Source organism: Microbacterium halophytorum (genome assembly GCF_002970975.1).
In the GTDB taxonomy this organism is placed as follows: domain Bacteria; phylum Actinomycetota; class Actinomycetes; order Actinomycetales; family Microbacteriaceae; genus Microbacterium; species Microbacterium halophytorum.
In genome coordinates this window covers 129,895-149,544 of the sequence record NZ_KZ672984.1, presented here as the reverse complement: position 1 = coordinate 149,544, position 19,650 = coordinate 129,895, and the positions used below count along the sequence as shown (strand labels likewise).

Genomic DNA, 19,650 nt, shown 5'->3' with positions numbered 1-19,650 from the left:
TGTCACGCACGGCTCCGCTCCGGTTCATCCGGCGTTCACCCGATGGAAGCCGTTCGCGTCACCTCGCGGCGCCACGGTGGCGTCATGACCGACACGATTCCCTCCCCCTCTGACGGCCAGCGCCGCCGCCCGCTCCTCAACCTCCTCATGACGGGCCGCACGCACGGCAAGCGCAGCCCCGTCACGTGCAAGTACAAGTGCGACAACGCGTGCTTCCACGCGGCGCCGAACACGAGCGACAATGGCTACTTCCGCGACGTCGCGGGCGCCGCGCTCAGCCGTCGCTCGGTCCTCGTCGGCGGCGCGGCCGCCGCCGCGGCCATCGTCATCGGCACCAACGTCGCGGGCGGCTCGCCGGCCGTCGCCGCGACGACCGCGAAGGCGACGGGCGCTGGCAAGGGCGCCGCGTTCGGCTTCACGCCGATCGCCCCGGTCTCGGCCGACGTCGACGCCTTCACGGTTCCCGAGGGTTTCGAGTGGACTCCGATCATCCGCTGGGGCGACCCGCTCTTCGACGAGGCGGACGCCTTCGACCCGAACGCGCAGACGGCCGAGAAGCAGGCGCGCCAGTTCGGCTACAACAACGACTACCTCGACATCATCGCCGAGCCGAACGGCAAGCGCGCCGTCCTCACGGCGAACAACGAGTACGTCAACCCCGGCATCATGTTCCCGCCCGCGGCGAGCGAGGAGGAGCGCCTCGAGCAGCTGCGCGTGGCGAAGGCGGCCCACGGCTTCTCGATCGTCGAGCTCGAGCGCGCCCACCGCGGCCAGCCTTGGAACCACATCGTCGGGGCGCCGAAGAATCGGCGCATCACGGCCGACACCGAGATGGTGTTCGACGGCCCCGCCGCCGGCTCCGACCTGCTCAAGACGGTCGAGCATCCGGAGGGCCTCACCGTGAACGGCACGTTCGGCAACTGCGCCGGCGGCACGACGCCGTGGGGCACGATCGTCTCGGGTGAGGAGAACTTCAACGGGTACTTCCGCGCGGACGGCTCGACGCCGAGCAACGCCCGCTACGGCCTCAGCGAGGGCGCGTCGAGCTACGGCTGGGAGGACATCGACCCCCGCTTCGATGCCCGCCAGCCCGGCTACGAGAACGAGCCGAACCGCTTCGGCTGGATCGTCGAGATCGACCCGGACAACCCGGACGAGGCGCCCGTCAAGCACACGGCGCTCGGCCGGATGAAGCACGAGGGCGCCAACGTCATCGTCGGCGTCACGGGGCACGTCGGTGCGTACATGGGCGATGACGAGCGCTTCGACTACCTGTACAAGTTCGTGTCGAAGAACACGATGCGCCCCGGCAAGGGCAAGAAGGCGCGGGCCGCGAACAAGACGCTGCTGAGCGAGGGCTCGCTCTACGTCGCGAAGTTCACGGGCGACTCGCCCGCCGCCGAGATCACCGGTACCGGTGCCCTGCCGAGCGACGGCGCCTTCGACGGCACCGGCGAGTGGCTGCCGCTCATGGTCGACGGAGAGAGCGTCGTCGACGGCTTCACGACCGACGAGGTGCTCGTCCACACGCGCCTCGCGGCCGATGCGGTCGGCGCGACGAAGATGGACCGCTGCGAAGACGTCGAGCCGAGCCCGCGCACGGGCCGCGTCTACGTCGCCTGCACGAACAACTCGAACCGCGGTGTGAACGGCAACGAGGGCGCGACCGAGGTCAACCCCCGCAACACGAACCGCGACGGCCACGTCATCGAGATCACGGAGGGCGGCAACGACCTCACGTCGACGACGTTCGGCTGGAGCATCGTGATCCTCGCGGGCGACCCCGCAACGAACCCGAACACCTACTTCGCCGGCTTCCCCGCCGACAAGGTGTCGCCGATCTCGTGCCCCGACAACCTCGCGTTCGACTCGTCGGGCAACCTCTGGATCTCGACCGACGGCCAGCCGAGCTCCATCGGCTACAACGACGGCCTCTTCCTCGTGCCGCTCGAGGGCGCGGAGCGCGGCCACGTGCAGCAGTTCCTCGCCGTTCCTCGCGACGGCGAGACCTGCGGGCCCGTCATCCACGACCGCGACGGGAGCGTGTTCGTCGCGGTGCAGCACCCGGGCGAGGACGGCAGCTGGGGTGCCCAGAACTCGCTGTTCCCCGACTACGTGCCCGAGGGAACGCTCTCCGGCGGCAAGTGGGGCGGCCCCCGCCCCAGCGTCGTCCAAGTGACGCGCACGCTCTGACCCCTGCCCCCGCGCGCTGAATATGCCGCCAACTGCTCAAGAATCTCGCCTGATCGAGCAGTTGGCGGCATTTTCTGCGTCGGCCTATGCCGTCGCCCGGCGCACCAGTTCGCGGATGCGCTGCTCCGCCTCGTCCGTCATGTCGATCACCGCAAACGAGACGGGCCACATCTCCCCGTCGTCGAGGTTCGCGATGTCGTCGAAGTTCACGGTGCCGTAGCGCGTCTTGAACTTCGATGCCGGCTGGTAGAACACCAGCACCTTGCCGTCGCGGGCGTAAGCGGGGAAGCCGTAGAACGTCTTGGGGTCCAGGTCGGGCGCCTCCTCCAGGACGATCGCGTGCAGGCGGGCGGCGACGGCCTGGTCGACGCCGTCGAGCGCGTCGACCGCCTTGACGCACGCCTCCAGCTCGCGGGCCAGTTTCGCGGCGCCCTTGAGGCCCTTGGTCGCGCGGATCTCGTCCGCGCGCTGCTTCATCGCGGCGCGCTCGTCGTCGCTGAAACCGCTCTTCGTCTCGCTCATCCGGGTTCTCCTTCTCGTGTGTCGTCGTGTGCTCAGGCCTGGCGCAGGCGGACGGTGTTGCCCGCCGGGTCGCGGAATGCGCAGTCGCGCACCCCGTACGGCTGGTCGGTCGGCTCCTGGATGACCTCGGCCGAGCCGTGCGCCTGGATGCGTGCGAAGTCGGCGTCGACGTCGGTGCTCGCGAGCATCACCCAGCCGTAGGTGCCCTTCGCCATCATGTCGGTGATCGTCGAGCGCTCGGCGTCCGTGACGCCGGGGTCGACAGCGGGAGGTGCGAGCAGGATGACGGTGTCGGGCTTGCCGGCGGGGCCGACGGTGATCCAGCGCATGGCGCCCTGACCGACATCGCTGCGCACCTCGAAGCCGAGGGCGTCGCGCCAGAAGGCGAGCGACGCGTCCGGGTCGACGTGGGGGAGCGGTGCCGTGTGAATCGTGATCTGCGTGTCCATGTCTCACACGCTATTCCGGCAGGAGCGGGGGCGCTTCTCGATTCCTGACCGGTTTCGCGGCGTGCTTGACGACGCACGTCGGCAGGTGCGCGGGGTCGGCATCGGCCCGCGCGCGGAACTCGCTCGGGCTCATGCCGACGAGCTCGCGGAACCGGGTGCTGAAGGTGCCCAGCGACGAGCTCCCGACCGCGAAGCAGACGTCTGTGACGCTGAGGTCGCCGCGCCGCAGGAGGGCCATCGCCCGTTCGACGCGGCGCGTCATCAGGTACGAATACGGCGATTCGCCGTACGCCCTCTTGAACTCGCGGCTGAGATGCCCCGCCGACATGTGCGCCCCGAGCGCGAGCTGCTCGACGTCGAGCGGCTGAGCGTAGTCGCGGTCGATCCGGTCGCGCACGCGCCGCATCGCGACGAAGTCGGGGTCGAAGGCTGCCATCGCCGGCCGCTCAGGTGCCGGGGGCAGCGGGAGGGGCCGGGAGCCTCGGCGATCGCATCATGGCATCGAGCGTAAGGCAGAACGCCGCATCCGGATGCCCGATGCGCGGGGCCGTGTCCGCCGCGCCGGGCGCAGCGCCGCGGGGCTCGGCCTGCCCGTGCCCGCCCCGGCTCCGGGGCCGGCGCGGCGACTCACTGCGGCGCGAAGGCACCCGCGCGGGCGGCGGATGCGGCGGCGCGTGCAGCGGTGTCGGCGCACGCTTCGTCGACGGGGTCGCCGGACAGCAGCAGGCGGAAGTAGATCGGAGCAACGAGGTGGTCGATCGTGAGATCGGCGTCCGTGTCTTCGGGAACGTCGCCTCGCGCGACCGCGCGGCGGATGATCTCGGCGGAGAGCGGTCGGCGGGTCGCGAAGATCGCGTCGCGCGCGTTCGCGACCGCGGGCAGCGCGAGCGCCTCGGGAGTGAGGAGGGCGGCGATGGCCGTGCCCATGCGGCCCGCCGTCAGCCGCGCCACGATGCCGCGCGCATACGACCGCAGGTCGCCCTCCAGGCTCCCGGTGTCACGCGGCTCGACGGGGTCGACGACGACGGCGGCGAGCGCGTCGGAGAGCAGCGACTCCTTGTCTCCCCAGCGGCGGTAAAGAGATGTCTTGTTCACACCCGCCCGCTCCGCGACGCCCGCCACCGAGAGCGCCGTGTACCCGACGGACGACAGCTCGTCGAGCGCCGCCGTCAGGACGGCCTCCCGCACGCGGGCGCTGCGGCCGCCCGGGCGGCGGGCGGGTGCGGAGCCGCGGGGCTTCTCGGTCATGGCCCCCAGTATGCCCCGCCCATAAAAGCAACTGGATGTTGCGATAATGTGGAGCCATGACCCGCCGCGAGGGAGCGGGTGAGACGACCGAGGAGAACACATGCGCGCATACGCCGCACCCATCGCACTGGCCGCCGCGGCGCTGCTGCTCACCGGCTGCGGGGCGGGCACCGAGTCCGACGCGACGGACGAGTCGGAGCAGACGCAGACCGAACAGGCCGAGCAGGAGACGCAGGAGGCCCCGGCCTTCGACGTGACCACCGCGACGGCCGAGGACTTCGACACGGCGCTGTCGGCGCTCGTCGAGGAGGTCGGCGCCGACCCCGCCGACATCACCGACTTCCAGGTGACGCTGAGCTCCGTCATCATCTACGCCGTCGACCCCGAGGCCACTGACGAGCTGAACGCGTGGGAGTACCGCGACGGCGAGGTCGCGTCGCAGCCGACGCCGGTCGACTACGGCGGCGACGCCGAGGCGCTCGAGCAGAACCTGTTCTCGACGGACGACATCTCGACGGAGGCGGTCGCCTCGGCGCTCGCCGAGTCGGTCGAGCTCAGCGGGATCGAAGACGGCGAGGTCGACGGCATCGTCATGAAGCGGATGCTCCCCACCTCGACCGACCTGTTCATGCAGACGGGCGTCCGGAGCGACCGCGAGTCGGCCAACGTCCGCTTCGAGGCCGACGGCACGTTCACCGAGGTCCTCTGATCCCACCCTGCGCGGCCCGACGACCCCAGAGCCGGGCCGCGCAGGGTGCCCCCTTGTGCGGCGGTGCGCCTCCGGGCGCGGCGCCGTATTCTGTGCGCATGGCCTACGACGCAGAGCTGGCTGACAGGGTGCGTGCCGTGATCCGGACGATGGCGGACGTCGACGAGAAGAAGATGATGGGCTCGCTCGCCTTCATGGTGAACGGGCACATGGCGGCGGGCGTCACCGACGCCGAGGTGTTCTTCCCCGTCGGAGGCGGAGAGGCGCTCGACGTCGCGCTGCAGCGCGGTGCGCACCGGCTGCAGCTGCGCAGCGGCGTCGACGTGCCGTTCGCGGCTCTGACCGATCCGGATGACGAAACGCTCGCGGACTGGCTGGCCGACGCCGTCGAGCGGGCCGCGTCGCGCTGAGCCGGCGCAGCGCCCCATCGATTGCGGTTTGTGGTTAGGCCAGGCTAACCTCGTCTCGGCGAGAGGAGCCGGATGAGCAACATCACCGTCACGCACGCGGAGTCGGGGCTCGTGCGCGCGGAGGTCGTGCGCCGCGAGCGGGTGACCCCGAACATGGTCCGCGTCACCCTCGGCGGTGCCGACCTCGATCGATACGAGCACCGCGGCTTCGACCAGTGGTTCCGCCTTGCGCTCCCCGTGCGCGGCGAGGGAGGGCTCGACCGGATGCCGTCGAAGTTCGGCATCGGGGGCTACGTGAAGTACCTCACGCTGCCGAAGGGAACGCGCCCCGTCATCCGGAACTACACCGTCCGCGCCTTCCGACCGGCGGAGCGCGAGCTCGACGTCGACTTCGTCTCGCACGGCGATGACGGGGTCGCGGGGCCGTGGGCCGCATCGGTCGAGCCGGGCGAGCGCGTCGCGTTCATCGATCAGGGCTGCGGGTGGAAGCCCGTCGCCGCCGACTGGTCGCTCATCGTCGCCGACGAGAGCGCGCTGCCCGCGGCGGCCGGCGTGCTGCGCGACATGCCGCGCGACGCGGTCGGCCACGCGATCATCGAACTCTTCGACGCCCGCGACCGCCAGGTGGTCGACGCCCCTGACGGCGTCGCGGTGCACTGGCTCGAGCGGGGCGCGGGCGAGGCGCCGGGCGCCGCGGCGCTGCCGCTGCTGCGCGGGCTCGACTTCCCCGGCGGCGAGCCCTATGCCTTCTGCGTCGGGGAGCAGGCGCTCGCCGCGGGCGCCCGCCGACACCTCGTCAAGGAGCGCGGCATCGACAAGCGCCGGGTCACGTTCTCGGGCTACTGGCGCATCGGCCAGGCCTCGCCGAGCTGACCCCGGCGGCCCCGGCGCGCCCAGCCGGGGCCACCGCGGATTCGAGGAGATTCAGCCGGATCGAGGACGAGTTCCGAGGATTCCTCCTCGATGTTGTGGTTCGTCCTCCTGGGTGCGCGGCGGACATCCGGATGCGCATCCGCACGGCATGGCGAGTCTTCGGGCTGCTTGCGCGACACGACAAGCCGGGGCCACCGCAGAATCGAGGAGATTCGGCAACATCGAGGACGAGTTCCGAGGATTCCTCCTCGAAGTTGTGGTTCGTCCTCCTGGGTGCGCGGCAGGCATCCATCCGGATGCGGTGCGATAACACTGCGTGCTCCGCCGCCCGTGACCATAGGCTGGGGAACATGGCCAGGAGCATCTGCATCACCTCGGCGGAGGGGCACTCGGGCAAGTCGACGGTGGCGCTCGGAGTGCTCGACTCGCTCAGCCGTGTGACCGCGAGGGTCGGCGTGTTCCGACCGATCGCGCGCACGACCTCCGAGCGCGACTACGTGCTGTCGATGCTGCTCGAGCACTCGGCGGCCGGCCTCGACTACGACGAGTGCGTCGGTGTCGGCTACGACGCGGTGCATGCGGACCCGGATGCGGCGCTCGCGACGATCGTGAGCCGGTTCCGCCAGGTCGAGGAGAAGTGCGACGCCGTCGTGATCCTCGGCAGCGACTACACCGACGTCGGCAGCCCCGCCGAGCTCGCCTACAACGCGCGCATCGCCGCGAACCTCGGCGCGCCCGTCCTTCTCGTGCTGAACGGGCGAAGCGGCTCGGGCGCGCAGGAGTCGCTCGGCTCGCCGGAACCGCGGGCGCCCGAGCAGCTCGGCCAGGTCGCCTCCCTCGCGGTCGCCGAGCTCGAGAACGCCCGCGCCGAGCTGGTCGCCGCGGTCGTGAACCGCGCCGACGCCGACCGGATCGACGAGACGATCCGCGAGGTGGCGGCGCACACGGGCGGCGCCCCGGCCTGGGCGCTGCCCGAGGACCCGATCCTCGTCGCACCGACGATGGGCGACGTCCTCCGCGCGGTCGACGGCGAGCTCGTCGGCGGCGACGAGGAGCTGCTCGGCCGCGAGGCGCTCAGCGTCGTGGTCGCCGGGATGTCGATGGTGAACGTGCTGCCGCGCCTGGCGGACGGCGCCGTCGTCATCATCGCGGCCGACCGGACCGACGCGCTGCTGTCGACCGTCATGGCGCACGGCTCCGCAACGTTCCCGTCGCTCGCGGGCATCGTCATGAACGGGCCGTTCGAGGTGCCGGAGCCGGTTCAGCGCCTGATCGACGGGCTCGACACGGCGCTGCCGATCATCCGGACGCACGGCGACACGTACCCGACGGCGATGCGCGTGATGCACGCCCGCGGCCGCTTCGCCGCGGCCTCGACGCAGCGCTACAGCCGCGCGCTCAGCCTGTTCGAGCGCAGCGTCGACGTCGCGGAGCTGACGCGCGTGCTCGACGTCGCCCGCACCGACGTCGTCACGCCCCTGATGTTCGAGTACGACCTGCTGGCCCGCGCCCGCGCCGCGGGAAGGCACATCGTGCTGCCGGAGGGCGGTGACGACCGCATCCTCCGCGCCGCCGCGATCCTGCTCGAGCGGGGCGTGGCGGAGCTGACGATCCTGGGCGAACCGATCGAGGTGCGCGCCAGGGCGCTCGAGCTCGGCCTCGACATCGCGGCGGCGAACGTGCTCAGCCCCTTCGACCCGGTGCACGTCGCGCGTTTCGCCGAGGAGTACGCCCGGCTGCGCGCCCACAAGGGCATGACGTACGAGCGCGCGGCGGACACCGTCACCGACGTCAGCTACTTCGGCACGATGATGGTGCACACGGGCCTCGCCGACGGCATGGTCTCGGGCGCCGCGCACACGACGGCGCACACGATCCGGCCATCGTTCGAGATCATCCGGACGGCGCCGGGCGTCGAGGTCGTCTCGAGCGTCTTCCTGATGGCGCTCGCCGACCGCGTGCTCGTCTACGGCGACTGCGCCGTGATCCCCGACCCGACGAGCGCCGAGCTCGCCGACATCGCGGTGTCGTCGGCGGCCACGGCGCGCCAGTTCGGCGTCGAGCCGCGCGTGGCGATGCTGTCGTACTCGACGGGGGCGTCCGGGTCAGGTGCCGACGTCGACAAGGTGCGCGAGGCGACGGCGCTCGCGCGCGAGCGGGCGCCGGAGCTGCCGATCGAGGGTCCGATCCAGTACGACGCCGCGGCCGACGCGGCCGTGGCCCGCGCGAAACTGCCGGAGTCGGACGTCGCGGGCCGCGCGACCGTGTTCGTCTTCCCCGACCTGAACACGGGCAACAACACGTACAAGGCGGTGCAGCGCTCGGCGGGCGCCGTCGCGATCGGCCCCGTCCTGCAGGGCCTGAACAAGCCGGTCAACGACCTCTCGCGCGGCGCGACGGTGCAGGACATCGTGAACACCGTCGCCCTCACGGCGATCCAGGGGGCCTGAGCCATGGGCGTCGCCCTCGTCGTGAACAGCGGCTCCTCGTCGTTCAAGTACCGGCTGATCGACCCGACGATCGGCGAGAGCGGCCGCGTGCTCGCCGTCGGGCTCGTCGAGCGCATCGGCGATGCGCGCGGCCGCGCGAAGCACGAGGTCTGGGTGCGGGCCGACGGGCCGACCGTCGCGGCCGCGCGCATGACCCACGAGCGCGAGGGGGCGATCCCGGATCACACGGCGGGCTTCCGGATGATGCTCGAGGCGTTCGCGGCGCACGGCCCGTCGCTGGCCGAGAACCCGCCCGTTGCGGTCGGGCACCGCGTCGTGCACGGCGGCGACCGCTTCGTCGACGCGACGCTCGTCGACGACGCCGTCGAGCGCGCGATCGACGAACTGGCGGTGCTCGCGCCCCTGCACAATCCCGGCGCACTGCAGGGTATCCGGGCGGCGCGCGCGGCCTTCGACGACGTGCCGCACGTGGCGGTCTTCGACACGGCGTTCCACCAGACGCTCGCGCCGGCCGCGTACACGTACGCGATCGACGCCGACGCCCAGCGCGAGGAGGGCATCCGGCGCTACGGCTTCCACGGCACGAGCCACAAGTATGTCTCCGAGCGGGCCGCGCGCCTGCTCGGTCGGCCGCTCGGCGACATCCGGCAGCTCGTCTTCCACCTGGGCAACGGCGCGAGCGCAACGGCCGTGGCGGGCGGGCGCTCGGTCGAGACGTCGATGGGCTTCACGCCGCTCGAGGGTCTCGTGATGGGCACGCGCACCGGCGACATCGACCCGGCCGTCGTGCTCCACCTCGCCCGCCGCGGCCGGTCGATCGACGAGATCGACGACCTGCTGAACAAGCGCAGCGGCATGCTCGGCCTGGCGGGCGCACAGGACATGCGCGACGTCATCGCGGGCGTCGAGGCCGGCGACGAGCGAGCCGAGCTGGCGCTCGACGTGTACGTGCATCGCCTCGTCGCCTACGCGGGTGCGTACATCGCGCAGATGGGCGGCATCGACGCGATCTCGTTCACGGCGGGCGTCGGCGAGAACACCCCGCTCGTGCGCGAGCGCGTGGTCGCGGCACTGGGCTTCCTGGGGATCCGGATGGACGACGGCGCGAACCGCGCGGGCGCGGCAGGCGTGATCTCGGCGCCCGAGTCGACGGCTGCGGTGCTGATCGTGCCGACGGACGAGGAGCTCGAGATCGCGACGCAGACGCTCGCGGTCCTCGACGCGTGAGGCGCCGCCCGGGCATCCGCTGGGGGTCGCCCGGATCGCTATCTCATTTCTTGCGGTGGAATCGCGCGTTCCCTCGCAACAACTGAGATAGCGATGGGTGCCGGCCGGTGCGCAGGGCGCGTGTGAACGTTCCGTTACGCCGACCTTGGGCGGCCTCGGCGTGCCCTAGCGTTGGGGGCGTGACCCTTCCCGACCTCACCCGCTTCGACGCCGTGCTGTTCGACCTCGACGGCGTGATCACCCCGACCGCCGAGGTGCACCGCCATGCGTGGCGCGCGATGTTCGAGGAGGTCTTCGCGCAGCGCGCCATCGAGCCGCCCTACGCGGAGGGCGACTACTTCGCGCACCTCGACGGGAAGAAGCGCTACGACGGCGTCGCGGCGCTCCTGGCCAGCCGCGGCGTGGAGCTGCCGTGGGGCGAACCGGACGATGGGCCGGACGCGGAGACGATCTGCGGCATCGGCAACCGCAAGAACGCGGTCTTCGAGCGCATCCTCGCGGAGGAGGGCATCGCCCCGTACCCCGGCACGATCGCGGTCATCGATGCGCTCGACGCCGCGGGGGTGCCGTCTGCGGTCGTGTCGAGCTCGAAGAACGCGGAGTCCGTGCTCGCGGCCGCCGGCATCCGGGGCCGCTTCGCCGTCGTGATGGACGGTGTCGTCGCCGAGCGCGACGAGCTGCCGTCGAAACCAGCGCCCGACGTCTTCGTGGAGGCGGCGCGGATGCTGGGCGTCGAGCCGGCGCGCTCCGCGGCCGTGGAGGACGCGCTCTCCGGCGTCGAATCGGCGGCGGGCGGTGGCTTCGGCCTCGTCGTCGGCGTCGACCGCGGCGCCGGTCGTGAGGCGCTGACGGCGGCGGGAGCCGACGTCGTCGTCGCCGATCTCGCCGAATTCGTCGCTGTGGGATGACGGCTGTCGCCTGGCTCGACGGCGATCCGCAGGCGATCGCTCGCGGCTCGGGCCTGCGTCCCGCCCCGGCGCACGCACCTCGGCACGCGGACCCGCGCCCCCGGCGCCGACGCCCGCCCCGGCGCCGGGACTCACGACATCCGGCACCGCGTGCACTAGCCTTCGAACCAGCCCGCAATCGAATCGCAGGAGAGCCCGATGATCGACCGCGACCGCTTCCCCGTCGACCCGTGGCGTCTCGTCGAGACGCGCTTCTCGCCCGATGACGCCGGCCTCACCGAGACCGTCTTCTCGGTCGGCAATGGCTACGTCGGCCTCAGGGGGAACCATCCGGAGGGCCGGCACGGCTCCGAGCACGGCACGTTCATCAACGGCTTCCACGAGACGTGGCCCATCCGGCACGCCGAGCAGGCGTACGGTTTCGCCGAGACGGGCCAGACGATCGTGAACGTGCCGGATGCCAAGGTCATCCGGGTCTATGTCGACGACGAGCCGATCGCGCTCGACATCGCCGACGTGCGCGAGTACGAGCGGAGCATCGACTTCCGCGACGGGCTGTACCGCCGGCGGATCCGGTGGATGACGCCGTCCGGCAAGGACGTGCTGCTCGAGACCGAGCGGATGGTCTCGTTCGAGGAGAAGCACCTCGTGCAGCAGCGCATGACGGTGACGGTGCTGAACGCCGACGCGCCCGTGACCATCTCGAGCCAGGTCGTGAACCGGCAGGACGGCGAGGGCGTGTACGGCGGCAGGGCGCCCGTGCCGACGGCGGGCGCGCCCGAGTTCGACCCGCGCAAGGCCGAGGGGTTCAGCGATCGCGTGCTGCAGCCGCAGGAGTACTGGCTCGACGACGCGCGCTCTGCGCTGTCGTATCGGGTGACGAACTCCGACATGACGATCGGCGTCGTCACCGATCACGAGATCGATACCGACAACGAGTACGAGCGGCGCGGCCTCGTCGAGGCCGACATCGCGAAGTGCGTGCACCGCGTGCAGGCGAAGGCCGGCGTGCCCATCACGGTGACGAAGTTCACGGCCTATCACACGTCGCGCGGCGTGCCGACGCGGGAGCTCGTCGACAGGGGCCGCCGCACCGTCGATAGGGCGATGGCGGTGGGGGCCGACGCGAACTTCGCGGCGCAGCGGGCATTCATGGACCGGTTCTGGGAGCGCTCGGATGTGCGAATCGCCGGCCAGGACGGCCTGCAGCAGGCGACCCGTTGGTGCCTGTTCCAGATGGCACAGGCATCCGCGCGCGCCGATGGCCTCGGCGTGCCTGCCAAGGGCCTCACCGGTTCGGGCTACAGCGGCCACTACTTCTGGGACACCGAGATCTACGTGCTCCCGTTCCTGACGTACACGACGCCGCTGTGGTCGCGCAACGCGCTCCGGATGCGCACGAAGATGCTCGACTCGGGCCGCAAGCGGGCCCGCGAGCTGAACGAGGCGGGCGCCCTGTTCCCGTGGCGCACGATCAGCGGCGAGGAGGCGTCCGCCTACTACGCGGCCGGCACGGCGCAGTACCACATCAACGCCGACATCAGTTTCGCGATCGCGAAGTACGTGAGGGCGACGGGCGACACCGACTTCCTGGCCCGCGAGGCGGGCGACGTGCTGGTCGAGACAGCGCGCCTCTGGGCGACGCTCGGGTTCTGGCGTGTTCTCGACGGCGCCGAGACCTTCCACATCCACGGCGTCACGGGCCCGGATGAGTACACGACGGTCGTCAACGACAACCTGTTCACGAACGTGATGGCTCGTTTCAACCTCCGCGCGGCCGCCAGGGTCGTGCGCGAGATGGCGACGCTCGTGCCCGAGGCCTACCGCGGCCTGGTGCAGCGCGTCGGCCTCGACCCCGCCGAGCCGGAGGCGTGGCAGCGGGCGGCCGACGCCCTCGCGATCCCGTTCGACGAGCGCTTCGGCATCCACCCGCAGGATTCGCTCTTCCTCGACCGCGAGGTGTGGGACCTCGAGCACACCCCGCCCGAACAGCGCCCGCTGCTGCTGCACTTCCACCCGCTCGTGATCTACCGGTTCCAGGTGCTCAAGCAGGCCGACGTCGTGCTTGCGCTGTTCCTGCAGGGCAACCACTTCACGGCGGAGGAGAAGCTCGCCGACTTCGACTACTACGACCCGCTGACGACGGGCGATTCGACCCTGTCGGCGGTCGTGCAGGCCATCCTCGCGGCCGAGGTGGGCTACCAGGACCTCGCTCGGGAGTACTTCGAGCACGCGCTGTTCGTCGACCTCGCCGACCTGCACCGCAACGCGTCCGACGGCGTGCACGTGGCGTCGGCGGGCGGCGTCTGGACGGCGCTCGTGAGCGGCTTCGGCGGCATGCGCGATCACGGCGGGGAGCTGTCGTTCGACCCGCGCCTGCCGGAGGAGTGGCCCGAGCTGACGTTCCCGCTGACGTGGTGGGGTTCGCGCATCCGGGTCACGATCACCCGCGAGGCGTTCTCGGCCGTGCTCGAGGAGGGCGACCCCGTCGAGCTGACGGTGCGCGGAACGGCGCTGACGGTCGGCCCGGATGCGCCGGTGTCCGTGCCGCTCGACGGCCAGGGGCCCGTGCGGCAGGGCCGGCCGACGATGGACAGGATCGCCGCGCTGCACCGCGAGGACGGCACCGCGATGGAGCCGACGATCCCCGCCCGCCGCAACGGAGAGGTGCCGCCGGTGACGGCGACGATCCCTGTGGTGGGCCGCTCGGGCGCATAGCCGGCGGATCCCGCCGTTGCGGGCGCTGTTCCGGCGCCGCGGAACCGCAACCGGCGCCGGGCGGAACCGGCCGGATCGGGGCCGCGGCTGATGTCGGTGGGACGGCTTAGGCTGGGTGGGTGACAACCGCCCTGTATCGCCGCTACCGCCCCGAGACGTTCGGGGAGATGATCGGTCAGTCCCAGGTGACCGATCCGCTGATGACGGCGCTGCGCGGCGACCGCATCGGCCACGCCTACCTCTTCTCGGGCCCGCGCGGCTGCGGCAAGACCACGTCGGCGCGCATCCTCGCGCGCTGTCTGAATTGCGCGCAGGGTCCGACTGACACCCCGTGCGGCGTGTGCGAGAGCTGCGTCGAGCTTTCGCGCGCCGGCGGCGGCTCGCTCGACGTGATCGAGATCGACGCCGCGAGCCACAACGGCGTCGACGACGCCCGCGCGCTGCGCGAGCGTGCGGTGTTCGCGCCGGCCCGCGACCGGTACAAGATCTTCATCCTCGACGAGGCGCACATGGTGACGTCGCAGGGCTTCAACGCCCTCCTGAAGCTCGTCGAGGAGCCGCCGGAGCACGTGAAGTTCATCTTCGCGACCACCGAGCCCGAGAAGGTGATCGGCACCATCCGGTCGCGCACGCACCACTACCCCTTCCGCCTCGTGCCGCCCGCGCCCATGCTCGAGTACGTCGAGAGCCTGTGCGCGCAGGAGGGCATCGCGGTCGAGCCGGGCGTGCTGCCGCTCGTCGTGCGCGCCGGCGGCGGTTCGCCGCGCGACACCCTGTCGATCCTCGACCAGATGATCGCCGGCTCCGAGGCCGGCGGCGTCGGCTACGAGCGAGCCGTCGCCCTGCTCGGCTACACGCACGGCGAGCTGCTCGACGGCGTCGTCGAGGCGTTCGCGTCGGGCGACGCGGGCGCGGCGTTCTCGGCGGTCGACCGCGTGATCCAGACGGGGCAGGATCCGCGGCGCTTCGTCGACGACCTGCTCGAGCGCATCCGCGACCTCATCATCATCGCGGCGACCGGCGCGGGCGCGGCCGCCGTGCTGCGGGGCACGCCGGCCGACGAGCTCGAGCGGATGGCGGCGCAGGCGCGCGACTTCGGCGCGGAGCGCCTCTCCCGTTCGGCCGACATCGTCAGCGCCGCCCTCGACGAGATGGGCGGTGCGACCTCGCCGCGCCTGCAGCTCGAGCTGATGATCGCCCGCGTGCTCACGGCGCTGAGCGCGAGCACCGAGCCCGCCGGCGCACCGTCCGAGCCAGCGCCGGGCGGGGGAGCGGGCGGCGCGGCGGCGCCCTCGACCGCGGCTTCCGCGAGCCCGGCGGCTCCGGCGGCGGCTCCCGTCGCGGCGGCCGCCCCCGCCGGGGCTGCCGCTCCTGCGGATGTGCCCGCGACGGCGGCCCCCACGGCGGCGCCCGTGACGGCGCCCCCCGCGGCCGCGCCGACGGGCGCTCCCGCCGCGCCTGCCGCGGCTCCCACTGCACCGACGGGTGCTCCCGCCGCGCCCACCGCACCGAGGGGTGGTTCGACCGCGCCGGCCGACGCTCCCGCTGCCGCGCCCGGCGCGGCTCCGGTTCGACCGGCCGCCGATCCGGCGAGCCCCGTGACCGCGCCCGCGGCCCCGACAGTGACCGACGCGTCTCCGGCGGCCAGTGAGGTGGGCCCCATCGCCGCATCGGCGGCCGCTCCCGCGGGGCCCGCCGATGCGCCGTCGGCCGCCCCCGCGGCGGCGCCAGTGCTCCCGGCCGGCGAGCGGGCGAGCTCGGCCGGCGCCGCGCACGCACCCGGTGCGGGCGGCCAGGCGCAGGGTGCCAGGGGAGGTGCGCCCGAGACGGGCGTCGACCCGACGAAGGACGAGGTTCCGGCCGCCGGCTGGGCGACGGTCCCACCGGGTGGTGCCTCCGCGGGGGCCCCGACGGATGCGGCCGCCGAGAGCGCACAGGCGCCCGCGGCGCCGGCGGGCGCCGCACAGACCGCGGGCGCGGCCGGTTCGGGTTCCGCCGCGCCGGGCACGCCGGCGGGCGCGGTGTCGGCGTCGGGTTCCGGCGACGCAGGAGCGCCCGGCGCAGAGTCCGCCGGTGCCCCCGCCCCGGCGGATGCGGCGAGCGGTCCGCTCACGCTCGATGCGCTGCGCGGCGCCTGGCGGGGCATCGTCGGCGCGCTCCGTTCGAGCGCGCCGCAGAGCGCGCAGGTCGTGGCGGCCGGTCGGCCCGCCGAGGTGCAGCAGGGCGACGTCGTGATGATGTCGTTCCCGAGCGAGCAGGTCATGGGCGCGTTCAAGGGCGCGCCCGCGAACGACCTGCGCTCGGCGATCGCCGACGCGCTCGGCGTTCAGGTCAAGTACCGCGCCCGCGTCGACCCGCCGCAGGCGCCGAGCGATGACGTGCCGCCGCCCGACGACGACCCCGAGCCGGGCCCGTACGACGATCCGTATGCCCCTGCCGGGGCGCCGCAGCGCGATCGCGGCCCCGCGTCGAGCGCGCAGGCGCCGCGGGCGGGCCGCGCGAGCGCCGCGGCTTCGTCGCGTTCCGCGGCTCCGGCCTCCGGCGACGCCGACGGTCGGGGCGGATCGAACGCGCCCGCCGCGCCGAACGCCGGCGCCGCGGCACCGGCCGCGCCCGTGACGGAGTGGAGCGTCGCAGCGATCCCGAACCCCGGCCGCGCGGGCGACCCCGCGGCGTCGGGGCCCGGCGGCGAAGGCGATTCGCCCGCCGGCGGCCCGTCGGGTCCCGGTGCTGCGCTTGATCCGGCCGCCGGCGCCCCCAGCGCGCCCGCCGAGTCCGCCGGTGCCGGATCCGCTTCCCCCGCGCCGGCGATGCCCGCCGCCGGTGGCCCCGCGGCGGTGCCTGCCGGGGCCGCGGCGACCGCGGGAGCTCCGGGCGCGCCCGCGGCGCAGCCCGCCGAAGCCGTGCCGGACGACCTGCCGATCGCCGAGCCGGAACCGGCCACGGATTGGGGCGTCAACCTGAACGGCCCGGACGACGTGGAGCCGGTCAGCGGTGAGAAGGCTCCGTCGCTCGGCGACATCCCCGGGCTCGTGTCGGCGTCGTCGGTGACCGCGCCCGCGGGGCCCCGTGGCGGCGAACGCGGCGCGGCCCCGGGCGACGGCGGCGAGCCCGAGCCGAACGGCGACGCCGGCGTTCCTGCAGATGCGGGCGACGCACGCGTTGTCAGCAATGCAGGAAGCGCAAGCGAATCACGCATTGCCAGCAATGGAAGCGATTCGGGCATTGCCAGCGATTCCGGCATGACCGGCGCCGCGGGCGACGCCGGTCATGCCAAGCCGACCGCACGGGCGGCAGCCGCTGCGCCTCCCGCTCCCGCAGCGGCACCACCCGCGGCCCCGGCCGCGCCCGCCGCAGCGCCGGGCTTCGCCCCCGCGAGCCCCGAGCCCGAGCCCGAACCCGCTCCGCGCCCCGAGTTCACGGCGCCGGAAGAAGAGATCGACCCGAGCCGGCCGACGGTGCAGCGCCGCCAGGTGAACGTGCCCGACGGCGTCGAGCGCCGCGGCGAGGCCGTCGTGCGGCAGCTGCTCGGCGCGACGTTCCTGCACGAGGAGCCGTACGACCCACCGACCCGCTTCAACTGACGCGAGCCCCGCGGACCGGGCCGGACGCGGTCGCCCCGCCCGCGGCACGGCCCGGCGGCTGACACCCATCATCCGGAACGCGCACAGCGCATCCGGAACACGGAACCCCACCAGACGAGAAGGCACCCATGTACGACGGCATCGTCCAGGAGCTGATCGACGAGCTCGGCCGGCTCCCCGGCGTCGGGCCGAAGTCGGCCCAGCGCATCGCGTTCCATATCCTGCAGACGCCGAGCTTCGACGTCTCGCGGCTGAGCGACCTGCTGCGCGACGTGCGCGAGCGGGTGCGCTTCTGCGACGTGTGCGGCAACGTCTCCGAGGAGGAGCGCTGCTCGATCTGCCGCGACCCGCGCCGCGACCCCGAGGTGATCTGCGTCGTCGAGGACGCGAAGGACGTCTCGGTGATCGAGCGCACGCGCGAGTTCAAGGGCCGCTACCACGTGCTGGGCGGCGCGATCAGCCCGATCGCGGGCGTGGGGCCGGATGACCTGCGCATCCCGCAGCTCATGCAGCGGCTGGCCGACGGCACGGTCACGGAGGTCATCCTCGCGACGAACCCGAACCTCGAGGGCGAGGCGACGGCGGCGTATCTCAGCCGCCTCCTGACCTCGATGGAGATCACGGTGAGCCGCCTCGCCTCCGGCCTCCCGGTCGGCGGCGACCTCGAGTACGCCGACGAGGTGACCCTGGGCCGAGCCTTCGAGGGCCGCCGCAAGCTCTGAGCGGGGCCGTACCCGCTCACGTGCGGGTTCATGCGGGTGTCAGTCACGGTGACCCCCAACTCGGCGCACCTGAGCGGTCGCGCACGCCGCTCCGGTGCGGCGAGACGCGGGTGCGTGCCGGGCGACCCGCGACAGGCGGCACCTGAGCGGGCGCATCCCGAACCGTTCGGGATTTTCCCGATCGCGCGGGCCGCCATACGATGAAACCACGGGTACGACCTTCGTACTCAGGACCCCGGAGGAGATACGTGGCCCTGATCGTTCAGAAGTTCGGTGGCTCGTCCGTCGCAGATGCCGAGAGCATCAAGCGCGTCGCGAAGCGCATCGTTGACACGCGACGCGCCGGCAACGACGTCGTCGTCGCCGTCAGCGCGATGGGAGACACCACCGACGAACTGCTAGACCTCGCCGGCGCGGTCGCACCGCTGCCGGCCCCGCGCGAGCTCGACATGCTGCTCTCGAGCGGCGAGCGCATCTCGATGGCGCTGCTCGCAATGGCCATTCACGCGATGGGCTTCGAAGCCCGCTCGTTCACCGGCAGCCAGGCCGGCATGATCACGACGCCCGATCACGGATCGGCGCGCATCGTCGACGTCACGCCGGTGCGCCTGCGCGAGGCCCTCGACGACGGCGCGATCGTCATCGTCGCCGGTTTCCAGGGCTTCAACCGCGACACCAAGGACATCACGACGCTGGGCCGCGGCGGCTCGGACACGACGGCCGTCGCGCTCGCCGCGGCGCTCGACGCCGACGTCTGCGAGATCTACAGCGACGTCGACGGCATCTTCACCGCCGACCCGCGCCTCGTGCCGAAGGCCCGCAAGCTGCTCAGCGTCTCGAGCGAGGAGATGCTCGAGCTCGCGGCCAACGGCGCCAAGGTGCTCTACATCCGGGCGGTCGAGTACGCCCGCCGCCACGGCGTGCTCATCCACGCCCGTTCCACATTCACGTCGAACGAGGGCACCTACGTCCTCGGCGAGGGCATGACGGACCCCCGCGCAGCCAGAGGAGAGAAGATGTCGGAAGAGGAAGTCGGCAACGAGGAGCCGCTCGTCGCGGGCGTCGCCACCGACCGCAGCCAGGCCAAGGTCACCGTGATCGGCGTTCCGGATGTCCCCGGCTCCGCCGCCGAGATCTTCGCCCTCGTCGCGAAGACGGGCGCGAACATCGACATGATCGTGCAGAACGTGCAGTCGGCATCGGCCGGCCGCACCGACATCTCGTTCACCCTCCCTCGCCCCGACGCGAAGGAGGTCGTCCGCCGCCTCACAGAGGACAAGGCCGAGCTCGGCTACCAGAACCTGATCTCCGACGACCAGATCGGCAAGCTGTCGGTCGTCGGCGCGGGCATGCGCACGACCTCGGGCGTCTCGCAGGTGCTCTTCGACGCGCTGCGCGCCGCCGGCATCAACATCGCGATGATCTCGACCAGCGAGATCCGGATCTCGGTCATCGTCGCCGCGGAGGACCTGGACGAGGCCGCCCGCGCCGTGCACACGGCGTACGGCCTCGACAGCGAGATCGAGGCGACCGTCTACGCGGGAACCGGCCGCTGACGCGAACCCGCAAGCGCAGTGGGCGCCCCCCGCGATGCGGGCGCCCCCAGCGCGTGACGGGGCCCCGCGCGGGGCAAGCGA

15 protein-coding genes are annotated in these 19,650 nt (G+C 72.6%); 11 read left to right on the top strand and 4 right to left on the bottom strand.

All coding sequences use genetic code 11. The features are described from left to right. Positions 1–84: 84 nt before the first annotated feature. The gene (locus C0010_RS05490) at positions 85–2,193 is read left to right on the top strand and encodes a PhoX family protein (protein ID WP_105566091.1); all 2,109 of its coding nucleotides are present in this window, start codon (positions 85–87) and stop codon (positions 2,191–2,193) included. Positions 2,194–2,277: 84 nt separating this feature from the next. On the opposite strand, the gene C0010_RS05485 is transcribed toward C0010_RS05490, so the two are convergent. From C0010_RS05485 to C0010_RS05470, 4 genes are all read right to left on the bottom strand, one after another. After that, positions 2,278–2,715 carry an iron chaperone gene (locus tag C0010_RS05485; protein ID WP_105566056.1) on the bottom strand — a complete coding sequence of 146 codons (438 nt, stop codon included), beginning with the start codon at positions 2,713–2,715 and terminating at the stop codon, positions 2,278–2,280. A 32-nt stretch (positions 2,716–2,747) separates the two neighbouring features. Continuing rightward, the gene (locus tag C0010_RS05480) at positions 2,748–3,164 is read right to left on the bottom strand and encodes a VOC family protein (protein ID WP_105566055.1); all 417 of its coding nucleotides are present in this window, start codon (positions 3,162–3,164) and stop codon (positions 2,748–2,750) included. Positions 3,165–3,174: 10 nt separating this feature from the next. Next, the gene (locus tag C0010_RS05475) at positions 3,175–3,600 is read right to left on the bottom strand and encodes a helix-turn-helix transcriptional regulator (RefSeq protein WP_105566054.1); all 426 of its coding nucleotides are present in this window, start codon (positions 3,598–3,600) and stop codon (positions 3,175–3,177) included. Between the two features lie 191 nt (positions 3,601–3,791). Further along, complete coding sequence (locus C0010_RS05470; RefSeq protein WP_105566053.1) at positions 3,792–4,412, bottom strand: TetR/AcrR family transcriptional regulator; 621 nt, start codon at positions 4,410–4,412, stop codon at positions 3,792–3,794. 100 nt (positions 4,413–4,512) lie between these two features. Here C0010_RS05470 and C0010_RS14900 point away from each other — a divergent pair, with 100 nt between their 5' ends. The 10 genes from C0010_RS14900 to C0010_RS05420 all read left to right on the top strand — a co-directional run bounded on the left by C0010_RS14900 (position 4,513) and on the right by C0010_RS05420 (position 19,569). Then, entirely contained in the window at positions 4,513–5,121 is a 609-nt protein-coding gene (locus C0010_RS14900) for a hypothetical protein (RefSeq protein WP_158685324.1), read from the top strand. 98 nt (positions 5,122–5,219) lie between these two features. Beyond that, positions 5,220–5,531: a TfoX/Sxy family protein gene (locus C0010_RS05460; protein ID WP_105566052.1), complete on the top strand. Its 312-nt coding sequence runs from the start codon at positions 5,220–5,222 to the stop codon at positions 5,529–5,531. Positions 5,532–5,603: 72 nt separating this feature from the next. Next, complete coding sequence (locus C0010_RS05455) at positions 5,604–6,404, top strand: siderophore-interacting protein (RefSeq protein ID WP_105566051.1); 801 nt, start codon at positions 5,604–5,606, stop codon at positions 6,402–6,404. 350 nt (positions 6,405–6,754) lie between these two features. Beyond that, entirely contained in the window at positions 6,755–8,854 is a 2,100-nt protein-coding gene (pta, locus tag C0010_RS05450) for a phosphate acetyltransferase (protein ID WP_105566050.1), read from the top strand. Between the two features lie 3 nt (positions 8,855–8,857). Next, positions 8,858–10,081, top strand: coding sequence for an acetate/propionate family kinase (locus C0010_RS05445; protein ID WP_105566049.1), 1,224 nt, complete (start codon positions 8,858–8,860; stop codon positions 10,079–10,081). Between the two features lie 179 nt (positions 10,082–10,260). Further along, the gene (locus tag C0010_RS05440; RefSeq protein WP_105566048.1) at positions 10,261–10,989 is read left to right on the top strand and encodes an HAD family hydrolase; all 729 of its coding nucleotides are present in this window, start codon (positions 10,261–10,263) and stop codon (positions 10,987–10,989) included. Between the two features lie 198 nt (positions 10,990–11,187). Then, positions 11,188–13,707, top strand: coding sequence for a glycoside hydrolase family 65 protein (locus tag C0010_RS05435; protein WP_105566047.1), 2,520 nt, complete (start codon positions 11,188–11,190; stop codon positions 13,705–13,707). 167 nt (positions 13,708–13,874) lie between these two features. Further along, on the top strand, positions 13,875–17,291 hold the full coding sequence (locus C0010_RS15225; protein ID WP_232531751.1) for a DNA polymerase III subunit gamma and tau: 3,417 nt from the start codon (positions 13,875–13,877) through the stop codon (positions 17,289–17,291). Between the two features lie 128 nt (positions 17,292–17,419). Then, the gene (gene recR, locus C0010_RS05425) at positions 17,420–18,013 is read left to right on the top strand and encodes a recombination mediator RecR (protein WP_105566046.1); all 594 of its coding nucleotides are present in this window, start codon (positions 17,420–17,422) and stop codon (positions 18,011–18,013) included. Positions 18,014–18,261: 248 nt separating this feature from the next. Then, entirely contained in the window at positions 18,262–19,569 is a 1,308-nt protein-coding gene (locus C0010_RS05420) for an aspartate kinase (protein WP_105566045.1), read from the top strand. The last annotated feature ends 81 nt before the right edge of the window (positions 19,570–19,650 follow it).

Bases quoted from the DNA above. Each gene is read 5' to 3' on its own strand.
- C0010_RS15225 (WP_232531751.1), top strand. From the start codon at position 13,875: ATGATCGGTCAGTCCCAGGTGACCGATCCGCTGATGACGGCGCTGCGC.
- pta (WP_105566050.1), top strand. From the start codon at position 6,755: ATGGCCAGGAGCATCTGCATCACCTCGGCGGAGGGGCACTCGGGCAAG.
- C0010_RS05490 (WP_105566091.1), top strand. From the start codon at position 85: ATGACCGACACGATTCCCTCCCCCTCTGACGGCCAGCGCCGCCGCCCG.
- C0010_RS05470 (WP_105566053.1), bottom strand. From the start codon at position 4,412: ATGACCGAGAAGCCCCGCGGCTCCGCACCCGCCCGCCGCCCGGGCGGC.
- C0010_RS05480 (WP_105566055.1), bottom strand. From the start codon at position 3,164: ATGGACACGCAGATCACGATTCACACGGCACCGCTCCCCCACGTCGAC.
- recR (WP_105566046.1), top strand. From the start codon at position 17,420: ATGTACGACGGCATCGTCCAGGAGCTGATCGACGAGCTCGGCCGGCTC.
- C0010_RS05475 (WP_105566054.1), bottom strand. From the start codon at position 3,600: ATGGCAGCCTTCGACCCCGACTTCGTCGCGATGCGGCGCGTGCGCGAC.
- C0010_RS05445 (WP_105566049.1), top strand. From the start codon at position 8,858: ATGGGCGTCGCCCTCGTCGTGAACAGCGGCTCCTCGTCGTTCAAGTAC.
- C0010_RS05435 (WP_105566047.1), top strand. From the start codon at position 11,188: ATGATCGACCGCGACCGCTTCCCCGTCGACCCGTGGCGTCTCGTCGAG.
- C0010_RS05485 (WP_105566056.1), bottom strand. From the start codon at position 2,715: ATGAGCGAGACGAAGAGCGGTTTCAGCGACGACGAGCGCGCCGCGATG.
- C0010_RS05455 (WP_105566051.1), top strand. From the start codon at position 5,604: ATGAGCAACATCACCGTCACGCACGCGGAGTCGGGGCTCGTGCGCGCG.
- C0010_RS05460 (WP_105566052.1), top strand. From the start codon at position 5,220: ATGGCCTACGACGCAGAGCTGGCTGACAGGGTGCGTGCCGTGATCCGG.
- C0010_RS14900 (WP_158685324.1), top strand. From the start codon at position 4,513: ATGCGCGCATACGCCGCACCCATCGCACTGGCCGCCGCGGCGCTGCTG.